Origin of the sequence: Limosilactobacillus fermentum (genome assembly GCF_013394085.1) — a bacterium.
Lineage (GTDB): Bacteria > Bacillota > Bacilli > Lactobacillales > Lactobacillaceae > Limosilactobacillus > Limosilactobacillus fermentum.
Genome location: NZ_CP040910.1, coordinates 266220 through 274261, shown reverse-complemented (window position 1 = coordinate 274261; position 8042 = coordinate 266220). Strand labels below are relative to the sequence as shown.

Genomic DNA, 8042 nt, shown 5'->3' with positions numbered 1-8042 from the left:
CAAGGGGTGGAAGACGAATGCGGTCTCCCACCCCTTCGTCGTCTCTTTACTACCCCCGAACCCGTCAACGGGCGTATACTTAGCCTATCAACAAAAAAGGAAGTAAGTTAACATGGCAGTTACCCGTTTTTATGAAGCCTTTCACCCAACGCACTACGACATCAAGCTCGACATTAACCGTCAAGCAAAGCAGTTTGCCGGTCACGTTACCATTGACGGTGAGGCCTTAACCAAGACCATCTCCTTGCACCAGAAGTTCTTGCAGGTGACTAGTGTGACGACAGAAGGGCGCACCCTTTCATTTGAAACCAGTGATGAACAAGAGGCCCTGACCTTCACCCTGCCCAAAACCGGTCCGGTGGCCATCACGGTCGATTACACCGCCCCTTTGACCGACACAATGATGGGGATCTACCCGTCTTATTATCAGGTCGACGGGCAGCAAAGGGAACTGATCGGCACCCAGTTTGAAACCACCTTCGCCCGCCAGGCCTTCCCTAGCATCGACGAGCCGGAAGCCAAGGCAACCTTTAGCCTGGCGATTAAGTTCGACGAGCAACCTGGCGAAACGGTGCTCGCCAACATGCCGGAAGAACGGGTCGAAGACGGCTACCACTACTTTGAAGAGACCGTTAAGATGTCCACTTACCTGGTCGCCTTTGCCTTTGGTGACCTACAAAAAAAGGTCACCGAGACTACGTCGGGGGTCAAGGTCGGCGTCTTTGCCACCAAGGCCCACCAAGCAAAGGAACTCGATTTCGCCTTAGACATTGCCAAGCGGGCGATCGAGTTTTACGAGGACTTCTACCAAACCAAGTACCCGCTCCCCCACTCCTGGCAACTGGCCCTACCGGACTTCTCGGCCGGGGCGATGGAAAACTGGGGCTTAGTCACCTACCGGGAGGCCTACCTTTTAGTTGACCCGGACAACACCGCCTTGGACATGAAGCGGGTCGTGGCTACTGTTATCACCCACGAGTTGGCCCATCAGTGGTTCGGTGACCTGGTCACGATGAAGTGGTGGGATGACCTGTGGCTCAACGAATCCTTTGCCAACATGATGGAATACCTGTCCGTAGACGCCCTAGAACCCGACTGGCACATCTGGGAACTCTTCCAAACGACCGAAGCCCCGATGGCTCTGCAACGCGACGCCACCGACGGGGTGCAATCGGTGCACGTGGCCGTTAATGACCCGGCCGAAATCGACGCCCTCTTTGACGGGGCGATCGTTTACGCCAAGGGTTCGCGGATGCTGGTGATGGTCCGCGCCCTGCTCGGTGACGACAAGCTACGCGAAGGGTTAAAGAACTACTTTGCCGCCCACCAATACGGCAACGCCACCGGGGCCGACTTATGGCAAGCCCTCGGCGACGCGGCCGGCATCAACATCGGCGAGATCATGAACTCCTGGCTGGAACAACCGGGTTACCCGGTCGTAGCGGCCACGGTCGAAAACGGTCACCTGATCTTAAGCCAGGAACAATTCTTTATTGGCGCCGCTAAGGAGCAGGGGCGGACCTGGGAAATTCCGTTGAACGCTAACTTCGCCGCCCCGCAAATTATGAAGGACGTCCGCTTAGACCTAGGTGACTACCGGGAATTACGCGCTCAAGCCGGTGAACCGCTGCGGATCAACGTCGGTAACAACTCCCACTTCATCGTCAACTACGACGCCACCCTCTTAGAAGACATCTTAAAAGAAGAGGGCCAACTGGATGCAATCACCAAGCGCCAACTACTCCAGGACCTGCGCCTCTTAGCCGAAGGGAAGCGGCTTCCCTACGCCACCTTGGTCCCGCTGTTGACCAAGTTCAAGGACGACCCATCCTCAATCGTCAACACCGCCCTCTACCAGATCGCCAACTTCTTGAAGAACTTCACCACTCCGGGCAGCGATCAAGAAGCTAACCTGAAGCACTTCTTCGATCAATTAAGTGTGAACCAAGCTAGCCGCCTCACCTGGTCGGCCAAGGCTGGCGAAGCCATCGACGACCAACTGACCCGGCCGTTGGTCTTAAGCGCCGCCTTGTACGCTGACAACGCCCAGGCCAAGGAAGCCGCCCACCAAATCTTCTTGGATCACCAAAACCAACCACTGAGCATCGAAGCCACCATCCGGCCATTAGTCTTAAAAAACGAAGTCCAAAACTTCAACACATCAGCCCTCTTTGACCAACTGCTGACTGACTACCGGACGACCAGCGACCCAAGCTACAAGCAAGATCTGCGCGGCGCCTTGGTCGCCACCAAGGAAACCGCCCAACTCCGTGACCTAGTTGACCACTTCGAAGACGCCACTACCATCAAGCCGCAGGACCTCCGCGGCTGGTACCGCGGCGTCTTGGCCAACCCGACCGGCCAACAGCTGGCTTGGGACTGGATCCGCAACGAGTGGGATTGGTTAGACAAGACGGTCGGTGGTGACATGGAATTTGCCACCTTCATCACCGTTACCGCCGCCGTCTTCCACACCCGGCAACGGTCTGATGAGTTCAACGCCTTCTTTGAACCCAAGGAAAATGTGGCGGGCTTGACCCGGGAAATCACGATGGATAAAGAAGTGATTGCCAGCAAGGTCGCCCTGATTGAAAGCCAGGCCGACGCCGTTAACCAAGCGGTAGCACAACAACTGTAAGCAACGCGATCAATCAATCAGCACACAAAAAACCGCCGCCCCACATGGGGTGACGGTTTTTTATGTTTCTCAACGATTATTCAGCTAACGTGCTCCCAACCGTAAGCCTAGTGCCTAAGCAGGACGAAGAACGATGCGTGCCGCATCAACCTTCGTCCCCAGCTTAGTCATACGGCTTACCGAGGAGGTTGGTCGCACTTCTTTTTAATCGCTAACCTTCACGTAGCTCTTGATGACCTGACGATCAGCCATGGCTTGGTAGGCGTCGTTGATTTCATCCAGGGTGAAGGTCTTGGTGAAGACCTTCCCCGGGTTGATCTTACCGTCCAAGACGGCCTTTAAGAGCAGGTCCTTGTCGTAGGTGGTAACGGAGGCTGGGCCCCCAGCAACGGCGGTGTTGCGGTAGAACGGCGTGGCCATGTCCATGGTAGCGTCGTGTGGCAAACCAACCCGGCCAACGATGGCGCCCGGACGACCCACCTTCATGGCGGTGTCGGTCGATTGAGCGGTCCCCACGCATTCGAGGACGGCGTCGGCCCCGCCGTTAGTCATGGCGAGGATCTTTTCCACCGCTTCGTCGCCACGTTCGGCCACGTTGTCGGTAGCACCAAATTCAGCGGCTAACTCGCGGCGGTCATCGTGACGAGAAGTTGAGATGATCCGCTTGGCGCCGCGTAGCTTAGCGGCGATGATGGCGCTCAAACCAACGGCCCCGTCACCCATTACCACCACCGTGTCGCCCGGCTTAACGTCGGCAACGCGTGCGGCGTGGTAACCAGTAGCCATTACGTCGGCCAGGGTCAAGAAGGACTTAAGCATGGCTTCGCTGTAGTCTTCCGGCTTACCTGGTACCTTCACCAAGCTCCACTGTGCGTGTTGGGCCAGGTAGTATTCAGCCTGGGTCCCGTTGGAGAAGTTATCACTGTGGTCTTGGCAAACCCCGTCAAAACCAGCTAAGCAGGCTGGACAGTGGCCACAGCCGTGCGTGAACGGAGCGATCACAAAGTCGCCCGGCTTAACCGTGGTGATGTCTGCGCCGACTTCTTCCACGATCCCAATGGCTTCGTGACCACTGTTGATTGAGTTGGCCGGCTTGTCATCTAAGCCCCGGTAAGCCCAGAGGTCGGAACCACAAACGCAGGCCCGTAAAACCTTAATCACAACATCGTCTGGGTTCTTAACGGTCGGCTTGTCAACGTCTTGGACTTCAACGAGCCCCTTTTTCATAAACATTGCACTTTTCATCGGTTAATGCGCTCCCTTCTTGCTCACTTAATCATTTACGTTATTAATCATACCCCGCTAGGCCAAGATTAAACAAGCAATTCACCGATACCTTCTTTTGATCGGAATTAATGCTTAGAATGCATTAATCGTGCAGGTCGCTCTGCTTAATGAACACCCCCGCGGTGGTCGTCTTACCGGTCCGGTCCTTAATTTGGTTGTAGGCCGCTTCAATCGCTTCCTTGTGGTCGACGCCGACCAACTGGCAAAAGATCAACAGCGCCACTTGCAGGTCACCGATGCTATCCACCATCTTAGCGTGGTGCTCTTTGTTATAAGCCGCCGATAATTCGCCGAGTTCCTCGGCCATCTTCATGAATTCAACCCGCGGGTCGGCCTGGTCGATACCGCGGTCGTGGGCCCACGCAGTGATCTTTTTAAATAAGTCTTCGTATTCCATGGCTGCCCCCCTAACCAAGCAGGGCGCCGAGCTTTTGTTCAAAGACCGGTAACCACAGCTTCAAATAGCCCGCCTGAGTCGGGTGGACCTCGTCATACATGGCGTTGGGGCGGGCAGCGGTCGCGGCGTTTAAGCCGGCGTCGTTAAACAGGTCGAGGATGGCAAAGTCCCACTTGGCTTGTAACAACTTGAGTTCATCAACTAGCTGGGCGTAGGTGCCGTCGTCTTTTTGGTTAACGCAAGTGTAAAAGAGGACTGGGCAGTCGAGGGTCTGCTTGACGTACGCGCAGATTTCTTCGATCGCCCCCAGCGTGGTTGACAGGTCAAAGCCCTCCCGCTGTTCGTTGCCGGTTCGCTCACCCAGGGTCGCCCCGTGCCGAGTGTCGTTAGTCGATAGCTGGCAGACAAAGAGGTCGTACGCTTTTTGACCGTTGAAGCGCCGTTTCATCCGCTTTAAGTAGCCGTTGACGTCGGTACCGGCCAAGGTGGTCCCAGAAACGGCCGCCTTGGTGGCGACCAAACCGTCCTTGGCCTGCAGGTAATCGACGAAGGAAACCCCCTTGGCGAAGAGCCCGTAGGTGATTGAAGAACCCAAAAAGGCCACCCGGCGCCCATTTAAAGGCGAAGCCGGGTCGTAATTAACCCGGTCGGGGGAGAAGGCGGGTGCGTTCCCCTCCGTAAAGCGTTGCGAGGTGGTTAGTTCGGTCAACATGTTTTGCATGAACAATTCTTGGTCAGCCATGGCTTACAATTACTCCTTATAGTCTAAAAGTTCGGTCAGCGGTTCGCGGGCCGCAATAATCCGGTTCACCGGGGCGTAGGAATCACGGTAGCCCAAGCCAATCCCGAGCACCAGCACCTCGTCTTCCGGAATCTCAACGTGTTGGCGAATGATGTCCGGATAGATCACGAAGCGGTAGGCCGGTAAGCTCGCAATCCCCTGGTCGGTAGCGGCGATGATCATCCCCATGCCAAAGCCCCCTAGGTCATACAATGACCACGGCGAGAAGTTCTTGGGCAGGGTTAAATAAACGATCGCCGGGGCGTTGTACAAATGGCTCGCAGCCTCTTCCATGGCCTTCATGTCACCAAGGGTGTGTTCCACCCCTTCCCTCCAGTGGGTCATGTTTTGCTGGGCCAAGGGCGACCAATCTTCCAGTGGCGTCGGGGGCAGTTCCGGCTTGCTTTCCTTCCCATTCCTGCTGGCCTCAAGGTAGTCGTCTTTGATCCTTTGGAGGGTCTCTCCGGTCACAATGTGGGCGTGGTAGGGCTGGGAGTTGACCCAGGAAGGGGCGTGCAGTCCCTGGACCACAATCGTCTTTAAATCGTCCGGATCGACCGGGCGGTCCAAAAACCAACGGGTGCTACGACGGCGTTCGAGTGCTTGGTGTGCTTCCATTTTGAGGATCCCTTTCTTGTGGCGGGCGCTTTTTTTCTTAGGATACGCCCAACGGTTTTAAAAGCAAACTAATTTTCTAACCAAAACTGGCTAGCGATTCTTTGACTAGGGAAATAAAGCCGGTCCGGTCAACCTTAAGGAGTAACTTGGTGTTAACCGGCTTGCCGGTTAGGTGGTAGTAATCGCAAACCGTTTCGCCCCGGGTTAACTCCCCGGTCGTCTCCACGTCGACGTTGACATCCACACCGTCAAACAGGGCCGGATTAATCAACTAGGCAATCGTGCAGGGGTCGTGGAGCGGGGCGCCGACAAAGCCCCACTTCGGATCCTCGTGGTAACGTTCAAAGAAGTTCAACAAGCCCACAAAGGCCTGGGCCACCGGGTTATCCAGCTGGGCGATTTCGTCAATTTCTGGCTTGGTGATCTGGGCCTGGTGGGTGACGTTTAGGGGTACCATCACCAGCGGCAGGCCAAAGTTCAGCACGATCTTGGCTGCCTCGGGGTCGACGAAGATGTTGAACTCGACGCTGGGTTGCCAGTTACCCAACCCCATTGCCCCGCCCATGAAGACGATTTGGTCAATTTTTTCCCTAGCCAGGTCCGCAAAAACAGGGCGGCATTGGTCATCGGCCCGGTCACGACCAGGGTCACCTTTTCCGTACTTTCTTGCAGGACCCGCGCCATTAACTCGATCGCCGGCAGGCTTTGGGGCAAAAAGCCCGGCTCCGGCAGGTCGGCCCCGTCCAGGCCGGTTTCGCCGTGAACTTCGGGCGCCGTTTCTAGTGGTTTGACCAGCGGGACCTGGGCCCCGGCGGCCACCGGGATGTCAGGGCGCTTTAAGAGCGTCAGCATTCGCAGGGCGTTGTTCAAGGTCTTATCCGGGGTTTGGTTACCCGCCGACGTCGGCACCGCCACCAGGTCAATCGCCGGGTTGGCAACAGCTAAGGTCATCGCTAAGGCGTCATCGTGGCCCGGGTCGCAGTCTAAAATGATCTTCTTTACCATTGGTCTCATCCTTTCCTAACGCAGGGTACAAAAAATCTCCCACTCGGGTGAGCAAGAGATTTGGTTTGGTATTAATTTTACTATACTTAGGAGAAAGATTGGTAGCGATTTCAACAATTAATTATATACGCTGATCTGGGTGCCGGCCTTTCCCCGCAGGGCGAGGTCGGCTTCGTCTAAAGCACAGATGATGGCGGTCTTACCGCTCTTAGCAAAGGCGATCGCCGATTCCACCTTCGGGCACATGCTGCCGGCCGCAAATTGGCCTTCGTCCAGGTATTGTTGCGCTTCATCAACGCTAATGGACTTGAAGGCCTTTTGGTCTGGTGTACCGTAGTTGACGCAGACGTTGCTGACGTCGGTCAGGATCATGAAGACGTCGGCATCGACTTGTTGGGCTAACTTGCAGCCGGTCCGGTCCTTGTCGATTACCGCTTCTAAGCCTTCAATTTCACCCTGGCTGTTTTGGTAGACGGGGATCCCGCCCCCACCACCGGCCACGACCATCATGTTTTGTTCCAGCAGGTGGACAATCGCGTCCACCCCGTGAATCCGCAGCGGGCTCGGGGACGGTACCACCCGGCGCCAGCCCCGGCCGGCGTCTTCAACCATGTCCCAGCCCTTATCGACTTGGAGCTTTTTAGCCTCTTCTTCACTGTAGAAGACACCAACGGGCTTGGTCGGCTTCTTAAAGGCCGGGTCGACTTTGACCTGGGTCAAAAAGGTGACTACGTTGGCCGAGGACTTCTGCCGGTTCAGGGCGTTTTTGAGGCTTTGTTCCAGCATGTAGCCGATGCTCCCCTGAGTCTCGCTGTTGCAAGCGTCTAACGGGAAGGGCGGCACCACGTCTTTGGCGATGTCGTTTTGTTGCAAGACGTTGCCGACTTGGGGACCGTTCCCGTGGGTGAGGACAATTTCGTAATCCATTGCTTCAACCTTTGCAATCTGCGCCGCCGTGACCTGCACGTTTCGCAGTTGGGCTTCAAAGGTCGGGGCTTGGTGGGGTTGCAAGATTGCGTTGCCCCCCACGGCAATTACCACTCGTTTTGCCATTTTTTCAACTCCTATTTGGTTGCTCATCCTGTTTGCTGCATTAATCCGGCGACCATTCCGGCGAGGGTGTCCCTGCCGGAAGTGTTTCCGTAATCGATTACCGAATGGACGCGCTCTGTTAATTGCCCGTCGCCACCCGCCAGCCAGTTGGTCAGGGCCAACAAGGAACCGCTAAAGTGCCCTTCTAAGGCTCACTGTAAGTAATTGCGGCTGACGGTCGTCGTGTAACTTGGTGAACTGATTTTCTCTAGCAGGGCCGCTTG

General features: G+C 55.9%; 6 protein-coding genes and 2 pseudogenes. 1 reads left to right on the top strand and 7 read right to left on the bottom strand.

Annotated elements, in window-relative coordinates:
* Positions 1–112: 112 nt before the first annotated feature.
* Positions 113–2638 (top strand): M1 family metallopeptidase, encoded by a 2526-nt coding sequence (locus FG166_RS01295; RefSeq protein ID WP_003683960.1) that lies wholly within the window; start codon positions 113–115, stop codon positions 2636–2638.
* 204 nt (positions 2639–2842) lie between these two features.
* Here FG166_RS01295 and FG166_RS01290 read toward each other — a convergent pair whose 3' ends face one another.
* The 7 genes and pseudogenes from FG166_RS01290 to FG166_RS01260 form a co-directional block, all read right to left on the bottom strand.
* A complete protein-coding gene (locus tag FG166_RS01290; protein ID WP_003683959.1) occupies positions 2843–3883 on the bottom strand; it encodes an alcohol dehydrogenase catalytic domain-containing protein in 1041 nt (346 codons plus the stop codon).
* A gap of 124 nt (positions 3884–4007) precedes the next feature.
* Positions 4008–4322 (bottom strand): MazG-like family protein, encoded by a 315-nt coding sequence (locus tag FG166_RS01285; protein ID WP_003683957.1) that lies wholly within the window; start codon positions 4320–4322, stop codon positions 4008–4010.
* Positions 4323–4332: 10 nt separating this feature from the next.
* The gene (locus tag FG166_RS01280) at positions 4333–5064 is read right to left on the bottom strand and encodes an SGNH/GDSL hydrolase family protein (protein WP_003683956.1); all 732 of its coding nucleotides are present in this window, start codon (positions 5062–5064) and stop codon (positions 4333–4335) included.
* A 9-nt stretch (positions 5065–5073) separates the two neighbouring features.
* Positions 5074–5721, bottom strand: coding sequence for a nitroreductase (locus tag FG166_RS01275; protein WP_003683955.1), 648 nt, complete (start codon positions 5719–5721; stop codon positions 5074–5076).
* Positions 5722–5797: 76 nt separating this feature from the next.
* Positions 5798–6726, bottom strand: a pseudogene (rihA, locus tag FG166_RS01270) (pyrimidine-specific ribonucleoside hydrolase RihA).
* A gap of 117 nt (positions 6727–6843) precedes the next feature.
* Positions 6844–7779 carry a carbamate kinase gene (gene arcC, locus FG166_RS01265; protein WP_035431192.1) on the bottom strand — a complete coding sequence of 312 codons (936 nt, stop codon included), beginning with the start codon at positions 7777–7779 and terminating at the stop codon, positions 6844–6846.
* Between the two features lie 23 nt (positions 7780–7802).
* Positions 7803–7958: pseudogene (locus FG166_RS01260) on the bottom strand (oxamate carbamoyltransferase subunit AllH family protein); the annotation flags it as partial.
* Positions 7959–8042 lie beyond the last annotated feature (84 nt).

Excerpts from the sequence above, each read along its gene's own strand:
- FG166_RS01295 (WP_003683960.1), top strand. The coding sequence starts at position 113 with ATGGCAGTTACCCGTTTTTATGAAGCCTTTCACCCAACGCACTACGAC.
- FG166_RS01290 (WP_003683959.1), bottom strand. The coding sequence starts at position 3,883 with ATGAAAAGTGCAATGTTTATGAAAAAGGGGCTCGTTGAAGTCCAAGAC.
- FG166_RS01285 (WP_003683957.1), bottom strand. The coding sequence starts at position 4,322 with ATGGAATACGAAGACTTATTTAAAAAGATCACTGCGTGGGCCCACGAC.
- FG166_RS01280 (WP_003683956.1), bottom strand. The coding sequence starts at position 5,064 with ATGGCTGACCAAGAATTGTTCATGCAAAACATGTTGACCGAACTAACC.
- FG166_RS01275 (WP_003683955.1), bottom strand. The coding sequence starts at position 5,721 with ATGGAAGCACACCAAGCACTCGAACGCCGTCGTAGCACCCGTTGGTTT.
- arcC (WP_035431192.1), bottom strand. The coding sequence starts at position 7,779 with ATGGCAAAACGAGTGGTAATTGCCGTGGGGGGCAACGCAATCTTGCAA.